Here is a 20,760-nt window from a genome sequence, read left to right as displayed (position 1 = left end):
TTGTTTCGCTTTGTTATCAACTTGCTGCTGACGACTATTAGAATATTACACCCCTTTTAAATAACCGTCAACAGTTTTTAATAACTTTTTTTAATTTATTTTTTTGATATTAGTTTCTACTTATATAATTGTTTATAACCTTTATTATAATTTTTAAATGACTCAATTTTAATCGAACTATTTTATTCTTTTTTTGAAATATTCTCAACTTATTCTCTATTTCCACTATATAATTAAAACAAAAGGAGTGATTGATTTTGAAAGAGGCTTTTATTGATTATGTAAAGAAAATGCAAAACTACTCTGAGGCACTATCAGTAATTTATTGGGACATGCGTACTGGGGCCCCTAAAAAAGGGCTCGCCCAACGTGCAGAGGTTATTGGAACATTGTCTGCTGAATTATTTGCGCTGCAAACGAGTGAAGAACTTGGAAATATATTACTACACCTTGAACAAGAAGAATTAGATTTTGTGACGCGTCGTTTATTTGAAGAAGTGAAAAAAGGATATAATGAATCCAAAAAGATTCCTAGTGATGAATTTAAAGCGTATACCATTTTGCAGGCAAAATCAGAAGCCGCTTGGGAAGAAGCAAAGGCAGCTTCAGATTTCCAAATTTTCTTACCTTACTTAAAAGAAGTTATTGACTATCAAAAGCGATTTGTTGGCTATTGGGGCATCAAAAATGGCTCGGCCTACAATACATTACTTGATAAATACGAGCCGGATATGACAACAGATATGCTTGATCAGTTATTTGGTGAGTTAAAAGCAACAATCATCCCATTAGTAAATGCAATTAAAGCTTCACCAAACAAACCGAATACATCTATGCTATTCGAGCACTTCCCGAAAGCAGGGCAACATGCCGCTTCTCTTGAACTATTAGAGCAGCTTGGTTACGACTTCGAGGCGGGCCGTTTAGATGAAACCGTACATCCATTTATGATTGGTTTGAATAGTGGCGATATTCGTGTTACAACAAAATACGATGAATCAGACTTTCGCTCTGCTGTATTCGGAACAATCCACGAATGCGGGCATGCTGTATATGAACAAAATATAGACCCTCAACTAAACGGCTTACCGCTTTCTACTGGTGCTTCGATGGGGATACACGAATCGCAATCACTATTTTATGAAAATATTATTGGACGTAACGAAAATTTCTGGAAACATAACTTTGCCATTTTACAAAAACATTCGCCAGAGCAGTTTGGTCACGTTGACGTCGTAGAATTTTTAAAGGCAATCAATTTCTCAGAGCCCTCATTCATCCGTATTGAGGCTGATGAATTGACGTACCCGCTACACATTATGATTCGTTATGAAATTGAACGTGAAATTTTTAATGGGGATTTGCAAGCAGAGGATTTACCACGCGTTTGGAACGATAAGTATGAAGAATATTTAGGTATTCGCCCTGAAAATGATGCTCAAGGGGTACTGCAGGATACACACTGGAGCGGCGGTAGCTTTGGTTACTTCCCTAGCTATGCTTTAGGATTCATGTATGCAGCGCAGTGGAAACATGCGATGGATCAAGACATTCCTAACTTCGACGAGCTTCTTAGTCGCGGGGAATTAGCACCAATTAAAAATTGGTTAACCGAAAAAGTACATCAATACGGCGCATTGAAAAAGCCAAATGAACTTATTTTAGAAGGTACTGGCGAAGCTTTAAGCGCTACTTATTTAGCCAATTACTTAAAAGAAAAATATACAACGTTATACCAGCTTTAATCGTGAAAGTCGCTCACTACTTGGGCGGCTTTTTTAGTGCATATACAAGGAAAGTCATCAAGGTTATTTGGGTGTAATATACGTTTTAATGAAAATATCCCCTTATTTTATCTTCAGATTTCTAAAGCAAATGAAATAGCACCCATTATGATCGCTTCCCTCTCCTAATACTCTAAGTATCAAGAAAATAACTACCTTAATCTATTTTTTTCTTACTTCTTCGTAACAACAGTTTTCTAATCACTAACTATGATATTGTAATCTAGTATTTGTAAAAAAATGGCGAGGAGTGTTTTACATGTTCCAATTTAAAACTATTCGTATGAATATATTATTTTCATTTTCAATCGTTATTATTATCGTAGCGGCCTATTCCACTTACAATTTTATCCACACATCAACTAGTGCGAATCAAACCGACATAATTGTGAATGAGGAGCTTCAACTATTAACAATCGATAATGATATCGCACAAACAATGGCACTGCGCATCGCAGCTGTCCGTGGTTATGTTCTTTCTGGTAACCCCAAATACAAAACGATTTTTACCGAAAATATGGAGCTAGCGAGTGAACAAGGCGCGAAGTTGCATGAAATCACAAGCTCCGATATATACGAAAAATATCATAAAATGGAGGAAGAATGGAACACATACATTCAAACATCTGTTTTTGCTGTATATGATGCTGGTGATACGGAGCTCGCTATTAAAAATTTAGTAGCAATGGATAGCACTGCTACTGAAATTCGTTTGGGCTTTAAAGATTTAGCCACTAATCGTACAGAAAAAATTAATACAACGGGTCAGGCTATGATTGATTCGAATGAGACAGCCAAATGGGTTACTGTCATTTTAGGTTTACTAACGGTCATTTTATCGATTTTTATCGCAAGTATTAGCGCAACAAAGATTTCAAAAAATATAGTAACGGTTACGACACGCATGAAAAATATTGCGCAAGGTGATTTTAGTGAACCTTTACTTGAAGTTCGTACAAAAGATGAAATTGCACAACTTACAGAAGCAACAAACACTGTCGTGAGAACAATGAATCGTATGTTAAAAGATATTCAAGTGACATCAAATGAAGTAGCAGCACATAGTGAGGATTTAATGCAATCTGCAGTAGAAGTAAAGTCTGGTACAGAACAAGTTTCGACAACAGTTGCGGAAATTGCGAGTGGTACGGAATCACAAGCGAGTAATGCCGCAGATGTAGCTTCAACAATGAGTGACTTCTCAACGAAAATGAGCGATGTTAATAAACGCAATAATCAAATTCAAGGTGCTTCATCCAATGTTTTGGCCCTAACTTCTGAAGGTCAAAGTCTTATGGACGCCTCTACGCAACAAATGACGACAATTGATACAATCGTTAAAGATGCTGTCATCAAAGTAGAACAATTAGGCAAAGAAACACAGGAGATTTCACAAATTGTCCAAGTCATTCATGCCATTGCCGATCAAACAAATTTACTTTCTTTGAATGCAGCAATTGAAGCCGCACGAGCTGGTGAACACGGAAAAGGTTTCGCCGTAGTTGCCGATGAGGTACGTAAGTTAGCAGATCAAGTAACATATTCTGTTGGTGGTATTACGAAAATTGTTGAACGTATTTTAACTGGTTCAAACCTTGTAATGACTTCCTTAGAATCTGGCTACAAAGAGGTTGAACGTGGTACATCTCAGATTGCCATGACTGGTGATACTTTCACAAAAATCTCGAATGCACTTAACGAAATGTCTTTACATATTTCCGACATGTCTAGCAAATTAGAAGATGTCGTTGCCAATACCGCGACAATTAACCACGCAGTCGATGAAATTGCAGCCGTTTCACAGCAATCTGCTGCTGGTATTGAGGAAACATCCGCTACAGTAGAACAAGTAACAGGCTCGATGGATGAAATTTCAAGCAGCGCTGCAACCTTAGCACAAATGGCAGAAAACTTAAATGCTAATGTTCGCCAATTTAAACTGTTTAATGCTTAAACATAAAACCCCTGTAATTCGTCTTATTACGAATTACAGGGGTTTATTTTATCCATTACGCCTAGGCATAGTTGCGAACAGATTTTTTTCGAATTCCCTCGAAAAATTCCTCTTAAAATCTGTGACATCCACCGGGGCTTTAACTTGAGTCAGCTGGAGCAAGTTATAATAATTTTTGTAATAACTGATAGCCTAAGCCTTTAAATGCAATATCTAATACCGTTGCAATAGCGATAACCGCCACAACTGCAATATACAATCCCTTTTTCCCTTTCATAATATCCTCCATACACTTTTCTTACGTCTATCATAGGCGATTATTGAAGAAAATCCTAGAAATTTGTTACTGAAAGTCTACTACACCTTATTTATCAATAACTTATCTCACATCAGTATGTAATTGTCACAAAAAATTTTTAATCTCAAACAATCAATTGTCTTATAATGGAAATACATAAATAAAAAGTACTATAAATCACCGTGAACCTGGAGGGAATATCTGAATGGAAAAACAGAAAAAAGCATTTAAAGTCTCAATTAACTTTAAATTAGGCTTCGCATTTTTAATTGCATTACTTATTCCTACGTTACTTATCGCTTTTACTTCCTACTTTTCTGCAAAGAATGAAATTGAAGCAAAAATCAATTCTAGCGGACTGCAAAGTGTATCATCTGTTGATGCGTTCATTGACAAACATGTGTCACCTATTATTAGTGATGTCCAATACTTTGCTAGCGTTTTTAAACAATCAGACTGGGACACTGAACGCGAATGGGACCCTATTTTAACAATAATGGAACAGTATTTCGAGACAAGTGAAGGGATTGTTTCGTCGTTTATTGGAACAAAAAATGGTGATATGATTCAATCCCCTGACTTAGGGCTTATGAACGACCCTAATTTTGACCCCCGTACACGTGCATGGTATCAAAACGCGGAGGAAAATCCTGGCCAGTATGTGATTGCTACACCTCACCAATCTGCCTCAACTGGCGATTGGGTTGTAACTGTATCGAGGCAACTTGAAGATGGGAGCGGTGTTTATGCCGTAAACTTAGGAATGGATACGCTATTTGAAATCGTTAATGGTATTCAAGTCGGCGAACAAGGATATCCATTTTTAATGACAACAAATAAAACCATTATTGCCCACCCTACTTTAGAAGGTGGTTCAGATGTATCAAAAGAAATTTGGGCTAATGAAATGCTCACTACAGAAAACAACTCATTTGACTATGTATTTGAAGGTTCAGACAAAAAAATGTACGTTGCAACAAATGAGTTAACAGGTTGGAAAATTGGTGGAACTATATTTAATAGCGAAATTGCTCAAGCAACTGCTCCGATCTTAAAAACGACGCTTTATGTAGTTATTGCTGCTCTTGTGATTTTAGGGGTTTTCTTACTTATTATCATTCGTTCTATTACAAAGCCGTTAAAACAAATTTCAACAGCTGCCGTTGTGATGAGCTCAGGTGATTTACGTACAACATTAACAATCGATAAAAGCGATGAAATTGGGATTTTAAGTCGTTCATTTACTAAAATGAGTGACATGCTTTCATCAATTATCAAGCATATACACGAACAATCTTCAGTCATTTCTGCTTCCTCTGAAGAATTAGCAGCCACACTTGCAGAAAATCGAAAAAACTCCGAGCAAATTGCTTTAGCGATGAACGATGTGCAAGATGGTTTTGAAAAGCAAACACAAAAATTAACAAAGAGTTTTAAATCTTTGCGAAAAGTATCGAATAATATTCACTCCATCGAGGATAATACGGCACTTGTAACATCCAGTGCACAAAATGCAGTAAGTGCTGCCGAAGTTGGTCATAATATCGTGATTTCAACCCAGCAACAAATGGCCAATATTGAGGATACATTTAACCGTCTTTCATCAGATATCGGTACAGTCAATACATATGCCAATGAAATCAATGAAATTGTTAACGTCATTACTTCCATTGCTGATCAGACAAATTTACTTGCCCTTAACGCTTCTATTGAGGCTGCACGTGCAGGTGAACATGGTAAAGGATTCGCAGTCGTAGCCGATGAAGTACGTAAACTTGCTGAACAAACGAACCATTCATCAATTCAAGTAAAAGAAATTATTACAGCGATTCAGCGTGAATCATCAAAATCAGTGGAATCGATGAACGATAGCTTAGGCGAGGTTTCAAAAGGTTTAGAAATGTTCGCACAAACTGAAACAAACTTCCTACAAGTGAAACAATATATCGAAAACATTACTGAGCAGCTTGTTGACATTCAAGACCGTGCACATTCAATCGCTCGTGATAGTGATTTTGTTGTTGGTGATATTCAAGTTGTTGAGGACATCTCGGGCAAATCGCAAAGCCTGTTACAAGCTGTAGCCACATCTACAGAAGTACAACTATGCTCAATTGAAGAAATTTCTGCTACAGCAGAAACATTAGAGGCAATTGTGGATGAGTTATTAACTGAGGTAAGCGTGTTTAAAACGAACTAAACGAATTAAAAAGTAACAGCGCAAAGGGAGTGTTCCAGAATTACTTCTCGGACACTCCCTTTGTCATTTCATTTTTTCGATAAAGTGCTTCAACAGTCTCGCCGTTAAGCCCCAAATTGTATAATTTCCGTACTCGTAAAACCATTCTTCCATACGGCTGGCACGCCATTGATAGTTTTCCCCATTCACAATTTTATCGTACGGGAAGTCTGCGGGGGGCTTTGGTTCCATTGGTACATAATGAACATACGGTTCATGCGTCATTAACCAGTTAAGTGGTACCATAAATAGCTCCTCTACTTCGTCACGATTATAATGATTCAGCTCTTCCACCTCGATAATTCCAATAAATGGATAAACAACAAAGGCAGGCGATGTTACAAACGGGCTTAAATGACCTATTAGCTGAATCGATTGTGGGTCAATGCCAAGCTCCTCATGTGTTTCGCGCAGTGCAGCAGCTAATGGTGATGCGTCTGTATCATCGATTTTGCCCCCGGGAAAGCTAATATCCCCTGGTTGTTTACGCATCGTTAACGCACGCACCTCAAATAGTACATGCCACTCACCATCTTTTTCGACAAGTGGAATAAGCACTGCCGAACGAAAGGCTGTTTCCTCCCCTAAAAACAGTGGCTGTGGTTTCCCCAGCTGTCCTTTCAATTTTTCTAAAAACATATATTTTCCCTCACTTTAAGACAATTACTGCATTTATCGTAACACGAAACCCTGTTATTTGGTGCAATGTATATTCCCCCTTCGCACGCAACATCCTTTTGTTGCATATGCTACTTACAAAATCGACAAGAAAAGGATGACTACATGACTAGGCTGCGCCTTGCCTTTTTAAGTGCACTATTATTATTAGTTTTAGTTGGCTGTGGAGACAAAGAGTTACAAAGCGTAAAGGTTGGCGAAGTGACACGCTCAATTTTTTATGCACCTCTTTATGCTGCCATTGAAAAGGATTATTTTGAAAAGCACGGCCTTCAAATTGAGCTGACAACCATTCCAGGCGGCGATAAAACGATGACAGCATTATTATCTGACGGCATTGATATTGCGTTAATTGGTGCGGAAACATCGGTTTATGTAGACGGCCAACACCCAAATGATCCGATTGTTAACTTCGCTCAACTTACGCAAACAGATGGTACGTTTTTAGTAGCACGCGACCAAAACAGCGAATTTTCATGGGATGCTTTAAAGGGCAGCACGTTTTTAGGGCAGCGGGTTGGTGGAATGCCACAAATGGCAGGAGAGTTTGTATTAAAGAAAAATGGCATTAACCCACAGCAGGATTTAACGCTCATTCAAAATATTGATTTTGCGAATATCGCCAATGCCTTTGCTTCTGGAACGGGCGATTACGTACAGTTATTTGAGCCAACTGCGAGCATCTTTGAACAAAAAGGGATTGGAAAAATTGTTGCTTCGTTTGGAGAAGAGCTTGGCGCAATCCCATATACAGGCTTTATGACAAAAGAAAGTACGTTAAAAGCAGATGACTTTATTACGAACTTTACAAAGGCCCTATATGAAGCACAGCAATGGGTGTATGAAGCACCTGCTAAAGACGTTGCACAAGCCATCTCTCCGTACTTTGAAGACACAGATCTTGCACTAATTGAACAAGTGGTTGAACGCTATCGTGCTCAAAAATCCTATGCCGAAAATCCTGTCATAGATGAGGATGAATTCCAAAATTTGCTCGATGTTATGACAGAGGCAGGTACGTTAGACCACGATGTACAGTATAGCAAGCTTGTCAATCGTTCCATTGCAGATGAGGTTGTGAAGTAAATGACCTTTTTACAGGTAAACGATGTATCACACCATTTTTTCACGGACGAAGCCGTTACGACAGCTCTTTGTGATATTCACTTTACATTGTCTGAAGGTGAATTCGTGTCATTTTTAGGTCCTAGTGGCTGCGGAAAGTCCACGCTGCTCTCTATTATTGCTGGCTTACTAGCACCTACAGATGGAACACTTCAATTTAAACACGATTCACCTGAAATCGGCTATATGCTACAGCAAGACTTTTTATTTCCATGGAAAACGATTGAGGACAATGTAGCACTGGGGCTGACGATTTTAAAACGGCAGCCCTCTACCATTGTCGATGATCTATTGGAAAGCTTTGAACTCAGTCACACGAAAAAGCTCTACCCTACACAACTATCTGGTGGGATGCGCCAGCGTATTGCACTTGCCCGTACGCTGGCAGTCAATCCCTCACTGCTGTTGCTTGACGAACCGTTTTCAGCGCTTGATTATCGTTCGAAATTAATGCTTGAAAACTTTGTCGCTAAAACATTACAAAATTATAAAACAACAACCATTTTAGTAACGCATGATATTAGTGAAGCGATTGCCATGAGTGATAAAATTTTCATCTTTAGCCCACGCCCGGGCACCATTACACAATGCTTTATCATTCCTCAGGCGCTACGGCAATTATCACCACTTGAATCACGTAATGCCCCACCGTTTCAACAATTATTTCAACAAATTTGGAAGGAGCTTGAGCGCGATGAACCTTGATTTATTACAAAAGCAATTTCAAAGCGCTCGCCGCCATCAGAGGCAAAAAATCTTGTTGCTTCAATTGTGCTTACTCATAGGGTTGTTGTTATGCTGGCAACTAGCAACACAGTTTCGAATACTAGACCCGCTTATTTTTAGTAGTCCTCAAGCTGTTGCAAGTCTGTTTATCACAAAGATATCAGATGGATCACTTCTACCGCATGTTGGCATTACTTTATTTGAAACGGTCATTGGATTTTTGCTCGGCACCCTTTTTGGTACAGTGCTTGCTATTTTTCTTTGGGCATCAAAAACAGCCGCTGCCGTGCTTGACCCGTATTTAGTTGTGTTAAATGCGATGCCGAAAGTCGCTATTGGACCTATGATTCTCGTTATTTTCGGTCCAAATATGCTGGCTGTAATCGTCATGGGGGTATTAATTTCTGTTATTATTTCGACGATTGTTATTTTTTCAGCCTTTTTACAGGTCAACGAAAACTATGTAAAGGTCATGCAGCTTTTTCATGCATCAAAATACGAAACGTTTCGCCATGTCGTGTTGCCGGCTTCGATGCCGACCATTATTTCGACTTTGAAGGTCAATGTAGGCTTATCTTGGGTTGGGGTCATTGTTGGTGAGTTTTTAGTATCATCAAAGGGCTTAGGGTATTTAATTATTTCCGGGTTTCAGGTGTTCAATTTTACGCTCGTATTTTTAGCGCTTGTTATGATTCTCGTCATCGCAACAGTGATGTATAAATTGGTGGAGCTTATCGAGCGGAAGATTTTAGGGAAATAAAAACCGCACTTCCTTTTGAAAAGTGCGGTTTTCATCATTTCGCTTTCCCTAAATACACAAACTTGCGCAGCAGCCATTCCACAGGACCAATCGAAAAGCGCTGTACATATAGACGTGAGCCAACAAGCTGCAAGCCGTAAACAATAAGCGCCAGTACGAGCCCCAGTGCCACGCCAAGCTTGCCAAAATAGCCGAAGCCATAGCCGTAAAAAATCGTTGTACAAATAATCGATTGCAATAAATAATTGGATAACGATAAACGCCCTACACTTGCAAATCTATGCATAATCTTATGATCTTTTAGCTTGATAAATAGTAATGTAAACAACGCGATATAACCGATTGCCAGTGCATACGTACCAAAGCCATAAATAAGTGTGCCAACTGGATGCTCCCAAACGAGAAATGCCTTACATAATAATCCGACTGGCACAAGCCATGTAACACGTTTCAGAAGACGCTGCTTTTGCTCAATATCGTTAAACAAATCTACCTTTGCAGCCGCCATCCCAAGTAAAATAAAGGACCCAACCGCGAAAAAAGCCATCACCGCAACGAGAATAAAGCCAATCGCTAGACCAACTATCCAAAAAATAAGGCCAAATTCATCATCACCAAGACCAATGCGATGTTGCATAACCTCTAAATACGTGCCACTTGAAAAAATAACGGCTGCCTTGTCAGCTTCCTCCGCTAATAGCGCCAATAAATTTTCTTTGTAAAACATCGATGGCAGCATAAGCCCTGCTAAAATCCCCGACCAAACAAGCCATGTTTTCACCTGACGTTTTAAGAAAAATAAAATAATCATTATGAGTGCCGCGCCATATGTAAGTAAAATATCGCCATCCCAAACGAATGCGATATGCAAAGCTCCTAAAACAACAAGCCCAATCGCCCGACGCCAAAGCGGTCCTCTTGCATTGAGCTCACGTTTTTCCAGTGAACCTACAAATAAAATAATGCCATAGCCAAATAAAAAGCCGAAAATCGGATAAACCGAAGCCTCTACCACAATTTTTGTGAAATAAAAGGCAGCCTGATCCCACCAAGTAGACGGCTCAATCTCCTCTTTTGTTATTGTGCCATATTGAAAATACAGCATATTCGCAATTAAAATACCAAGCAATGAAAAGCCACGTAAGCTATCTAATACTTCCATTCGTTTCTTCATCACACACCTCCATTTATTGTATACGGCTAGGTGTAGGATAAAGATTCAAAATCATTAGATTAATATATTATATTGCGCTTAAAATAGCCTTTAACCCCTCATCTATAAACGGTATACCTTCTTCACAATCTTCTAGCATAATTGAAAATATATAGTCCTTCCCACTCGCACCTGTCGCGTAACCCGATAAGCAGTGCACCTCATGAATATAGCCTGTTTTTGCAAAAATTTTGCCCATAAATTCTGGCTCTAAAAAGCGGTCTTTCAACGTGCCACCGATTAAACGATCTTCGTTCCCTCCAACCGGTAAGGATGAAAAGAACACCTCAAAATACGGCTCTTTTTGCAGCTCAAATAATAGCTGTGATATGCCATTTGCATGCAGGCGAATCCCATGCGAAAGTCCCGAGCCATCAACGAATTGCCATGTTGAAAAATCAATATTTTTTTGCATTAAGTAGTCATTCACTACAAGTAAACCTGACTCATAATCACCAACACTATGCTGTAATTTACCCAGCGTTTTGACAAAAATATCGGCTATGCTATTGTTGCTAAGCTTCATAAAAATCGAAAATAACTCCGCAACTGTACGCGATTCATGTGTGTAAATAAGCTCCGCATTTTCCGTAACTTCTCCAACTGTAACTGGCTGAGCTTGTGTGAACTGAATACCTTTTTGCTCACAAAGCACCTTGAAAAATTCCAAAGTATTGACTGTTGGATTTTGTAATGATACCCACACTTTTGCACTTTCACCTTGTGGAATCGCACCCGTCATTACAATTTGATTGGTACCATTTAACCGACGGATTTCTAATGTGTTTTCCGCGCCACTTTCTACCGTTGTCGCTTCGTTTGTAATTTCATGGCCACTTAAATGTGGAATCACGGTAAATGTTGGCTGCTCCCCAACCGACTGCGGATCGGCTGTCACTATAATTGTACTCGCATCAAAATCATCATTTGGTGACATCGTAATCGGTGAGATGCGCGCACCGTAATAATGCGTTTCCCCTTCATCATCCACACCTGGTGGCAATGTATCCCCCGTGAAATACGTGTCATCGCCGATTAGTTGCCCGTTTATCGATTGAATGCCTTTTTGCCATAATATATCCGCAAAATGTCGCAGTGTTGCTTCGTTAATCGTTGGATCACCATAACCCTTTACATAGAGATTCCCGTTTAACATGCCATCTTCAAGTTCTCCATCAATATAAAGCTCCGTTTGAAAGCGATAATCTAAGCCCAGCTCCTCTAAAGCGGCTGCACCTGAAATAATTTTCATGTTCGAGGCTGGGCGCATTAAATGCTCACCTCGATATGCGTATAAAATATCCCCTGTGGCACGGTCACGTAATGTAAACGTTGCCCTATCTTTCCCTAAACTTTGTTCAACCGCTTGATCAAGTGCTGCTACTGCTTGTGGTGTGAGTTCTACTGCTTGAATTTCTCCCATTTGCCATATCCCCTTTTAAATATTTTGAATTTACTGTAAATTTATTGTAGCAGAAAAATAAATTTGGGTGTTAGATGGAAATGGATTTTTTCCCCCTACTTTTACTTTGGATAGCCATTATTTATTGGGGGTACACTACAATCATCAAGTACCTATCAACTTCAATATAGTAGGGTGGACGAGTTATGAGAAATAGTTGGAATATTTTCAAGTCAGACATTCGAAATATAAGCAGGAATTGGGTGGCTGCAATTCTTATAGGAGGTTTAGTCTTCCTACCTTCTTTATATGCATGGCTTAACATTTATGCTTCTTGGGACCCTTATGCTAAAACTAATCAGCTTCCTGTAGCGATTGTAAACGAAGATGCAGGAGCAAACGTGCGGGGGGAACAGTTAAACGTTGGAAATGAACTAATCGATACATTAAAAAACAATCAAGACATGAAGTGGTCTTTTACTTCTCGAAAAGATGCGATGAAAAAAGTTGAATATGGTGATTATTTTGCAGTCATCATTATCCCAGAAAACTTTTCCGAAAAGTTAGCTTCTATCGTTTCAGGTAACCCCCAAAAGGCGGATATCGAATACTATGTAAATGAAAAAATTAACTCCATTGCGCCCAAAATAACGGAACAAGGGGCAACGGTTATTGTTCAAGAAGTTAGCAGTCAATTCATCTCAAATGTGAATGGCGTCATTTTTAACATCTTTAATGATTTAGGCATTGAAATAGAAAGCTACCTACCAGATATTCATAACTTTGAAAACTATGTATTCAAAATGGAACAAGAATTGCCTACAATCCACAATTTACTGATGGATGTCCAAAAAGACGCCTCTTCCGCACAGAAAATTGTCACACAGGCTAATTTAATGGTGCCTCGTGCCGAACAAATAACGACTGAAGGTTTGAATCACATTGGAAAAACAATCGATTTCTTGACGAAAGCACAAAATCGTTTAAATGAACTCGCCCCTACAATTGAAAATGATTTGGATAAAGTATCAAAGATTTCAAAAAGTACTAATGAATTTCTTCAAAAAGTTCAAAACGCCGATTTGGATTTTACCGAGTTGGATCGAGTAAAGATGGACCTCGACAACAAAATAACCTCCAATATCCAAACTATCGACTCGATCAGGAAAGACCTTTATTGGTTAAAAGAATTATCCAATAGCTCGAACGAATCGAGTTTGGGAGAAAACAACGTAGCACAACAAACAAAACTAGATCAGGCAATTGATAAAACGAACGAATTGAAAGTTTTTTTACAAGAAACGCAAACGAATACGCGTAAAATCAATACACTTGTAAAAGATAAAGAACAACAAATGCAAAAAATATTGAGTGATTTACAAAAAATAGCTCAGAATACAACCGTCCAACTGGATGCCTTTATAAACGAATACAAAAACTCAATTGAACCAACTGTTCTTTCCGAAGTAGCCAATGCAAAAAAAACCTTAGGAAATGCCAAAGAAATGCTGTCCAATATTCAGTCCAATTTACCGGAAGTCACGCGTATTCTAAATAGTACAGCCGCGCATCTTAAAGAGGGAAAAACAACATTGGATCATGCATTGACACAATATCCATATATATATGACAAAGTGAAACAGCTAGCAGATAAAATACGAAAAATTCAGGGGGAAACAAATCTCAATGAAATAATCCAGTTACTCCGCAATGATCCACAAGCGGAACGTAACTTCTTTGAAGAGCCGGTCGTCTTGAACGAAAACAAACTTTTCCCTATCGCAAATTATGGAACAGGTATGACTCCTTTTTATACCGTTCTAGCTTTATGGGTAGGTTGTTTGCTTCTTATCTCACTTCTTGCTACAGATGCCAACCATGAAAATAATGTAAGCGAACGTGCGGTATATTTCGGTCGATTGTTTACATTCTCTGCTATTGGACTTTTCCAAGCATTGATTGTAACAATAGGTGACATTGTTCTATTAGGTGTGGATGTTAAAAATCCATTCTGGTTTATATTGTTCGGATTTCTTATTAGTTTCGTTTTCATGTCCATTGTTTACACGCTTGTGTCCGTTTTTGGCGATATAGGAAAAGCGTTTGCAATTATTATGCTTGTCTTGCAAATTGCAGGAGCAGGCGGAACCTATCCAGTCGTTCTTTTACCAGAGTTTTTTCAGTTAATCAACCCTGCACTTCCTTTTACGTATGCAGTAGATATTATGCGTGAAGCTGTAGGCGGTATCGTCTGGCAGAGAGCATTACGAGATGCTTCCTTCCTTTTACTCTTTAGTGCAGCATTTTTACTATTCGGCACCTTCTTAAAAGAAAAGATCAACCGGAAAACAAAACTACTTCTTAAAAAGTCGCGAGAATCCGGATTATTTCATTGAGCTTATCATCACATTGAATAGTTCGAGATTAAAGGAACAAAAGGAGGTGTCCTTCGAATCACTTCACGGACACCTCCTTCTTTATACTATTCGTTTGAAATTTTCGGTAAATAAATCATCACCTTAAATAAATCGCCATCCACTTGAACGATGAACTTTCCGTGCTGGATATGGATTAGGCTTTCCGCAATCGACAAGCCTAAACCACTTCCTTGGCTCGTTCTCGATTCATCCCCGCGCGTAAAACGTTCCATTAGTTCGTCAGCTGAAATATTTAATTCAAATGCTGAAATGTTTTTAAAGGTCACGCGTACCTCATCTTCTAAATCTTCTACATCCAGATAGACCCTTGATGCGGGCTGTGCATATTTAAAAATATTCGAGAATAGGTTTTCGATGGCGCGCCATAGCAGTTTCCCATCCGCCTTCATATACACCTTTTCTGTCGGATAGGCTAGCTTGAAATCTAAGGCCGACGCTTCAATCATTTCATCCATTTCTCCGATGCCTTGCGTTAATAATGAGACAATATCAATCTTCTCTAACTGTACAGGCATACTTCCGCTTGACGCTTTTGCTGCCTCAAATAAATCATCAGTTAAGTGCTTCAGTCTTTTCGATTTTTGATCTAATACGTCGATATATTCCGCTATTTTTTCAGGGTCCTTTTCGATTTTTAATAAATCGACATAGGTAATGATGGATGTTAATGGCGTTCGAATATCATGCGAAACATTGGTGATAAGCTCTGTTTTTAAACGCTCACTCTTTATCTCGCTATCCACCGATTTTCTTAGCCCATCTGTAATCTGATTGATATTGGTTGCAAGCTGGCTAAGCTCTCCCTTGCCCTTTACTTCAATATGATGGTGAAGCTCGCCATTTTTAATTTGCTCTACGCCCTCTTTAATGCGGTTAAACGACTTCACTTTTTTTAGTGCAAGCCATGCCGCAACACCAATCGTAATCGGGAACATGAAAAATGTTGCTGCAACTACTACTGGATAACCGATAACAAGTAGAACAACCTTCACCCCCGTACTACCACTATCAAAAACATGTTTCACTGCAAGAAACGCTTTTTTAAGTAGTTGATAAATGAGTGTATGCGAAAGGATTGTTCGATTTTTGATATGCTTAACGAGCGATAATGACATTAGTAACGCAATACTAAAAATAAGGATTGTAAGAAGCATGTATACATCACGATCAGGGAACACTTCCACCATCATGAAAATCCACCACATTGTTAAAGAAACGACGATGATAATATTGAAATCATTATATAGTTTGTCCATGACATTAAAATGAATTTCATTATCTTTAAATGACGTTCTTCCAATAACCACAATTAAATAAACAAAAGATAAAATAAATCCTGCTAAAAATACAAGGAATTGATTAAGTAAATGTTGCGCAGTATCTTTTCCATCTAGCCATTCCTGTGTTTTTTGCTGCAAGAAAGACTTTTCAAACGCTATATAAATAACATCCGTTTGTGGATTCAGTTCTTCCACTACGTATGGTGAATTGTGGATAGATCTGCTATTTTTCATTTCTGCCGGATACAACTTATGCTGATAACCCTCAAATAGCATATACGCATCGTATGATTCAAATTGTTGTTTCTTCTGGAACTGACTATTGGCGAATTTTTGCTCACCATTACTGCCATAATAGAGGATTCCTTCTTTTTCTTTTAATTCAGCGATTAATCGATAATATATTTTTACTTGCTCATTTATTCTTTTTTCTTTTTCACGTTTTACGTATGCTGCATATCTTTCTTGATTAATTCGATTCGATTCGGCTTCACTCCAATTCGGATTCTGTTCGTATGGAGGGAAACTATCGACAAACGTTTCTTCAATAAAGTGCATGTCTTCTTCCGTTAGTGCCTTGCCGCTTAAAATGTTTTCTTCACTTTTGTAGAGCGCAATCAATTCCGCTAAGGGCGCAATCAGACCGTAACTTTCATCAACAAATGCTTGGCTATCATAATAATTTTCCTCATTAATCGTACTAAGATGAATTGATTTTACTTCCATGTCAACAGCTGCCTTCACAGCCCCCGTTAGACAAACAACGGCAAGTAAAAACACGATCACTTTCGTAATGCGTGCATGACTAATATTTCTCAATTTTATACCCCACTCCCCATACAACCTTTAAATACTTTGGCTCTTTCGGATTAATTTCTATTTTTTCACGAATCTTTCGGATATGAACCGCCACCGTATTTTCTGGATTCACAGCCCGTTCATTCCAAACCTTTTCATAGATTTCTTCAATGGTGAACACTTTTCCGGCATTTGCTGTCAGTAGCTTAACAATTTTATACTGCACCGGTGTTAAATGAACCTCGGCATTATCAACCTTAATAATTTTTTGTTCATCATCAATCTCCAGTCCGCCCGATTGAAATACGTGATTACTCATCTCAAGACTGCCAAATGTCGTATATCTTCTAAGCTGCGATTTTACTCTTGCCATCAGCTCTAACGGATTGAACGGCTTGCCCAAATAATCATCTGCGCCAATATTTAACCCGAGAATTTTATCATGATCCTCCGACTTAGCTGAAAGCATAATGAGTGGAATCATATTCTCTTGCCGTATTTTCATCGTTGCCGTAATTCCGTCCATTTTCGGCATCATAATATCCATAATAATGAGGTGAATCGCGTGGTCTCGAATCTGTTCGATTGCCTCAAGCCCATTGTAAGCTTTGGATACTTGGTATCCTTCATTTTCTAAATAAATGCTAATTGCCCTTACAATTTCTTTATCATCATCACAAATTAAAATATTCAATTCCGGTCACTTCTCCATTTCTTTAGGCGCATCTATACCCTATAGGATTCGTATAAGATTATGATACTAATTAAATCTTAACAAACACACACATCAATTCTTAATATTTTCTTAGTGTTTCCCCGGGAGGCACCATTCTATTATTTTAATGGAGCCTAATTGCATGAGCTTAACATGGAAAAGAAGAAACACAACTCATTCAATTGATCGATTTAGAAGCCAAAACAGATTTACATTTTTATGAAACCCTCTTAGCCTCTCTCCCGTATAATTATTTAACAATATCAAACAGGGAGAGGATTATATGGCAACTTGGAAAAAAATAGCGGCTGTGTCAACGGCTTCAGCAATGACACTTCAATTAGCAGCATGTGACTCGGAACAGGCCACTTATGAGGAATTAGCTGAGGACATTGTACATACAGACATCACTTATGATGAAACACCAGTTGAGCCAGTTGAATATGACTCAGATGAAAACCTAGAAGCGATTGAAGACTCCGAGTTTTACGAAGCTTGTGAAGAATGGGCCGAGCAAGAAGATGGTTCGTACACATGTGAAGACCAATATTCGAGCTACCACGGTCAACACTTTTTCGGTGGCGTAATGTACGCAACAATGGGTGCCATGCTCGCAAGCTCATACTATCAATCTAAGGCACGAAAGCAAGAACAAACAAGCGGTAGCTCTGGTGGTGCTTCTGGTGGCGGCTATAACGGAACGGGCTCGCGTGGCTCTTCTAGTACGTCTAATGGCGCAACAACTTTACCAACAGATCCAACTACTAACACAACAAACAGCAATCAAAACGTGAACAAACCATCAAACGGCACAACGAATTACAGCAGTGGGAAATCTGGCTTTAGCTCAGGTGGCGCATCACGTGGCGGTTCTTCATCATCATAAGGAGGTTTTCGTATGAAACGAGATTACAGCAAGCGCCAAGCATTTTACGCGCCTTATAAAGACAGCTTCTTTGCCGACTTCGTTGATCTTGAATACGCCCTCTATGATGTGATGGTGCTCCCAGAGAAAAAAATCGAAGAAATTCGCTTTGCTTCACAGATGCTGTGGGGCTTTTTTTGTAAGATTGCACGCGTGATACCAACGTTACCCAAAGAACAATTACTAGCACTCGGGTTTCGTAAGGAAATGCTAGCTTATCTTAACCTTGATTACTTAGAGCATATGGCAGTACTTGCACGTTTTGATTTTATTTGTACAGATGATGGACGTATTAAATGTATTGAACTTAATGGGGATACACCCTTTTTAGTACAAGAAACGTTTGAAATGAATGAAAAATTATGCGCGGAGTTTGGCGTCAAAAATCCGAATGATACGAAGCAATTCATCAAAGGGATGTCACAGGCATTGTTTCAGGCGATGCAGTATCTGAATAAAACTACAACGCCTAAAGTAGTGATTACTGGCAAAGAAGCGGTAGATGATATCGAAGAACATTGTCAGGTGAAGTTTATGCAACGTGTGCTGCCATTTGATGTGGAATATGTACCGATAAAAGAGCTTATTATCAATAATGGGTCGCAGCGTGGACTCTATACAGCAAATATGGAACGCATTGATATTTTATACCGCCCCGCCCACCCAATTGAGTTTTTACTGGATGATGTTGCAGAAGACGGTGACCGTATTGGCTTACAGTTGCTTGACCTTGTGCGTTATAAAGAGCTGGCCATTATCAATGCGCCTGCCGCCTACTTGTTACAATCAAAAATTTTACTTTGGCTTATTTGGGAGCGCCGCAACGATGAAACGCTATTTACTAAACACGAGCGTGGGGCGATTAAGCGCTACATGTTACCGACCTTTTTAAGTGATGCCCCATTTTTAGATGCTGGCCGTGCTTTCGTTAAAAAGCCCGTATTTTCACGTGAAGGGAACACTGTTGAAATTTTTGATGTACTTGGTAACATGCAAATGGCTTCTCCAAACCGTCATTATACGGATAATTTGTACTTGTATCAGGAGTTTGTCGAAATGCCCAATCTCACCATTCGTTTACAGGATGGCGAACATATGAAAAAATGGCTCATTGGCTCGTTTATGGTAGACGGCAATGCTTGTGGTTTAGCGTGCCGTGTAGGCAATGCCATTACCGAATGGGATTCCCATTGGCTAGCGGTTGGAAGTAAATATGTTTAACTAGAGACACCGTTACAATTGCGTAGCGGTGTCTTCGTTATTTAACATTGTTCGCCTAATACCTCGTTACATTTCAAACTATAGTTGACTGAAATCTTTTTTCATATAGCAAAAAAACAACCCCACACAGCTTATGCTTTGTGAGGTTGGAATTGCAAATATTAAAATGGATTTGTATTCATGAACGTTGCATTTTTAATATACATACGTTGGTTTAATTTTAATTGTGCCACGATGTATTCGGCAATATCTTCTGGGTGCATGTATTGCTCTTTTTTGTCGGCTGGCACTAAGTTCAGTGCATCTGCTAAGTCTGTCGCAATCGTGCTTGGTGCGAGTGCTGTTACACGAATATTGTTGCGACGTACTTCTGCTGCAAGTGATTCAGTTAAACCAATGACACCAAATTTTGATGCGCTATATGCACTTGATGATGCCGCGCCATTTAGGCCATTTGTTGATGAAATATTAATCACATCGCCTGCATTTTTTTCGATTAACTGCGGCACAATCGTATGTGATACATAAAACGTACCCATCACATTGATATCGACAATTTCTTTAAAGTCTGCCGGATCCATATCGACAAGCTTTTCGAATTTCCCAACACCGGCATTGTTAATTAAAATATCCGTTAACCCTAATTCTTGTTTTAACTTTGCAGCTGCCGCTTGTACTTGCTCTAAATTTGAAACATCCGCTGTCGCATAAGTAGCTTTTACACCGTGACTTTCCATTTCTTTCACCACTTGCTGCAAAGCATCTTCAGAGCGCGCAATCACACCGACATTGACACCCTCTTTTGCTAATGCTACCGCTACCGCTTTCCCGATACCACGTGCAGCACCAGTGACAACTGCTACTTTCCCTTGTAATGATTGACCCATATTAATCGACTCCTTTATCTACTATCTCTTTGAAATTTTACCACAGCCCACGTTACTACGCAGAGATTTGACTTAGCTAATTTTGGTCTATGGTTGTACATTGTTTATACTCAAAATTTTCCCAGGAAATAGAGCTTTATGCTTAACTAGTTATCATACGGGACATGGTTCATCGAAAATGCCTGTACCGCTTTGTTGTTTTATTTGATATTTTTGAAGCTCGATAATGGTATGCCCCACTCGTAGTTGGGGATTCATGCAAAAAAGTGTATAGTCAATACTAGTAATGTGCACCATGAATCATTTGTACATTCAAT

15 protein-coding genes are annotated in these 20,760 nt (G+C 38.9%); 9 read left to right on the top strand and 6 right to left on the bottom strand.

All coding sequences use genetic code 11. From position 1 onward, the window contains the following. Positions 1-251: 251 nt before the first annotated feature. The 3 genes from LZ480_RS18380 (at position 252) to LZ480_RS18370 (ending at position 6,236) form a co-directional block, all read left to right on the top strand. Positions 252-1,745 (top strand): carboxypeptidase M32, encoded by a 1,494-nt coding sequence (locus LZ480_RS18380; protein WP_408641641.1) that lies wholly within the window; start codon positions 252-254, stop codon positions 1,743-1,745. Between the two features lie 298 nt (positions 1,746-2,043). Continuing rightward, positions 2,044-3,738, top strand: coding sequence for a methyl-accepting chemotaxis protein (locus LZ480_RS18375; protein ID WP_241370999.1), 1,695 nt, complete (start codon positions 2,044-2,046; stop codon positions 3,736-3,738). A gap of 503 nt (positions 3,739-4,241) precedes the next feature. Continuing rightward, positions 4,242-6,236 (top strand): methyl-accepting chemotaxis protein, encoded by a 1,995-nt coding sequence (locus tag LZ480_RS18370; protein ID WP_241370998.1) that lies wholly within the window; start codon positions 4,242-4,244, stop codon positions 6,234-6,236. A 63-nt stretch (positions 6,237-6,299) separates the two neighbouring features. Here LZ480_RS18370 and LZ480_RS18365 read toward each other — a convergent pair whose 3' ends face one another. Then, positions 6,300-6,914, bottom strand: coding sequence for an NUDIX hydrolase (locus LZ480_RS18365; RefSeq protein ID WP_241370997.1), 615 nt, complete (start codon positions 6,912-6,914; stop codon positions 6,300-6,302). Between the two features lie 144 nt (positions 6,915-7,058). Between LZ480_RS18365 and LZ480_RS18360 the strand changes: the two genes are divergently transcribed. Genes LZ480_RS18360 through LZ480_RS18350 form a run of 3 tightly spaced genes read left to right on the top strand, consistent with a single transcriptional unit; the run spans position 7,059 to position 9,564 of the window. Next, complete coding sequence (locus tag LZ480_RS18360; RefSeq protein WP_241370996.1) at positions 7,059-8,039, top strand: ABC transporter substrate-binding protein; 981 nt, start codon at positions 7,059-7,061, stop codon at positions 8,037-8,039. Further along, the gene (locus tag LZ480_RS18355; protein WP_241370995.1) at positions 8,040-8,783 is read left to right on the top strand and encodes an ABC transporter ATP-binding protein; all 744 of its coding nucleotides are present in this window, start codon (positions 8,040-8,042) and stop codon (positions 8,781-8,783) included. It abuts the gene before it with no gap. Next, the gene (locus LZ480_RS18350) at positions 8,773-9,564 is read left to right on the top strand and encodes an ABC transporter permease (protein ID WP_241370994.1); all 792 of its coding nucleotides are present in this window, start codon (positions 8,773-8,775) and stop codon (positions 9,562-9,564) included. Before LZ480_RS18355 ends, LZ480_RS18350 begins: the two co-directional genes overlap by 11 nt. A 34-nt stretch (positions 9,565-9,598) precedes the next feature. Here the strand turns inward: LZ480_RS18350 and LZ480_RS18345 are convergent, their stop codons facing one another. Further along, positions 9,599-10,738, bottom strand: coding sequence for a DUF418 domain-containing protein (locus tag LZ480_RS18345; RefSeq protein ID WP_241370993.1), 1,140 nt, complete (start codon positions 10,736-10,738; stop codon positions 9,599-9,601). Positions 10,739-10,805: 67 nt separating this feature from the next. After that, complete coding sequence (gene dacB / locus LZ480_RS18340; protein ID WP_241370992.1) at positions 10,806-12,200, bottom strand: D-alanyl-D-alanine carboxypeptidase/D-alanyl-D-alanine endopeptidase; 1,395 nt, start codon at positions 12,198-12,200, stop codon at positions 10,806-10,808. A 185-nt stretch (positions 12,201-12,385) separates the two neighbouring features. On the opposite strand from dacB, the gene LZ480_RS18335 reads away from it, so the two are divergent. Further along, complete coding sequence (locus LZ480_RS18335; RefSeq protein WP_241370991.1) at positions 12,386-14,575, top strand: YhgE/Pip domain-containing protein; 2,190 nt, start codon at positions 12,386-12,388, stop codon at positions 14,573-14,575. 86 nt (positions 14,576-14,661) lie between these two features. Here LZ480_RS18335 and LZ480_RS18330 read toward each other — a convergent pair whose 3' ends face one another. Together LZ480_RS18330 and LZ480_RS18325 are read right to left on the bottom strand one after the other, a co-directional pair. Then, positions 14,662-16,716, bottom strand: a complete 2,055-nt coding sequence (locus tag LZ480_RS18330) for a HAMP domain-containing sensor histidine kinase (RefSeq protein WP_241370990.1) — start codon at positions 16,714-16,716, stop codon at positions 14,662-14,664. Further along, on the bottom strand, positions 16,703-17,389 hold the full coding sequence (locus LZ480_RS18325) for a response regulator transcription factor (RefSeq protein WP_241370989.1): 687 nt from the start codon (positions 17,387-17,389) through the stop codon (positions 16,703-16,705). The genes LZ480_RS18330 and LZ480_RS18325 overlap by 14 nt, the downstream gene beginning before the upstream one ends. A 304-nt stretch (positions 17,390-17,693) precedes the next feature. Between LZ480_RS18325 and LZ480_RS18320 the strand changes: the two genes are divergently transcribed. Continuing rightward, positions 17,694-18,296, top strand: coding sequence for a hypothetical protein (locus tag LZ480_RS18320; protein WP_241370988.1), 603 nt, complete (start codon positions 17,694-17,696; stop codon positions 18,294-18,296). 12 nt (positions 18,297-18,308) lie between these two features. Continuing rightward, positions 18,309-19,556 (top strand): glutathionylspermidine synthase family protein, encoded by a 1,248-nt coding sequence (locus LZ480_RS18315; RefSeq protein WP_241370987.1) that lies wholly within the window; start codon positions 18,309-18,311, stop codon positions 19,554-19,556. A gap of 161 nt (positions 19,557-19,717) precedes the next feature. On the opposite strand, the gene LZ480_RS18310 is transcribed toward LZ480_RS18315, so the two are convergent. Further along, complete coding sequence (locus LZ480_RS18310) at positions 19,718-20,443, bottom strand: 3-ketoacyl-ACP reductase (protein WP_241370986.1); 726 nt, start codon at positions 20,441-20,443, stop codon at positions 19,718-19,720. Between the last annotated feature and the right edge of the window lie 317 nt (positions 20,444-20,760).

Origin of the sequence: Solibacillus palustris (genome assembly GCF_022549215.1) — a bacterium.
GTDB classification, from domain to species: domain Bacteria; phylum Bacillota; class Bacilli; order Bacillales_A; family Planococcaceae; genus Solibacillus; species Solibacillus daqui.
This window is presented reverse-complemented; position numbering and strand designations above follow the sequence as displayed.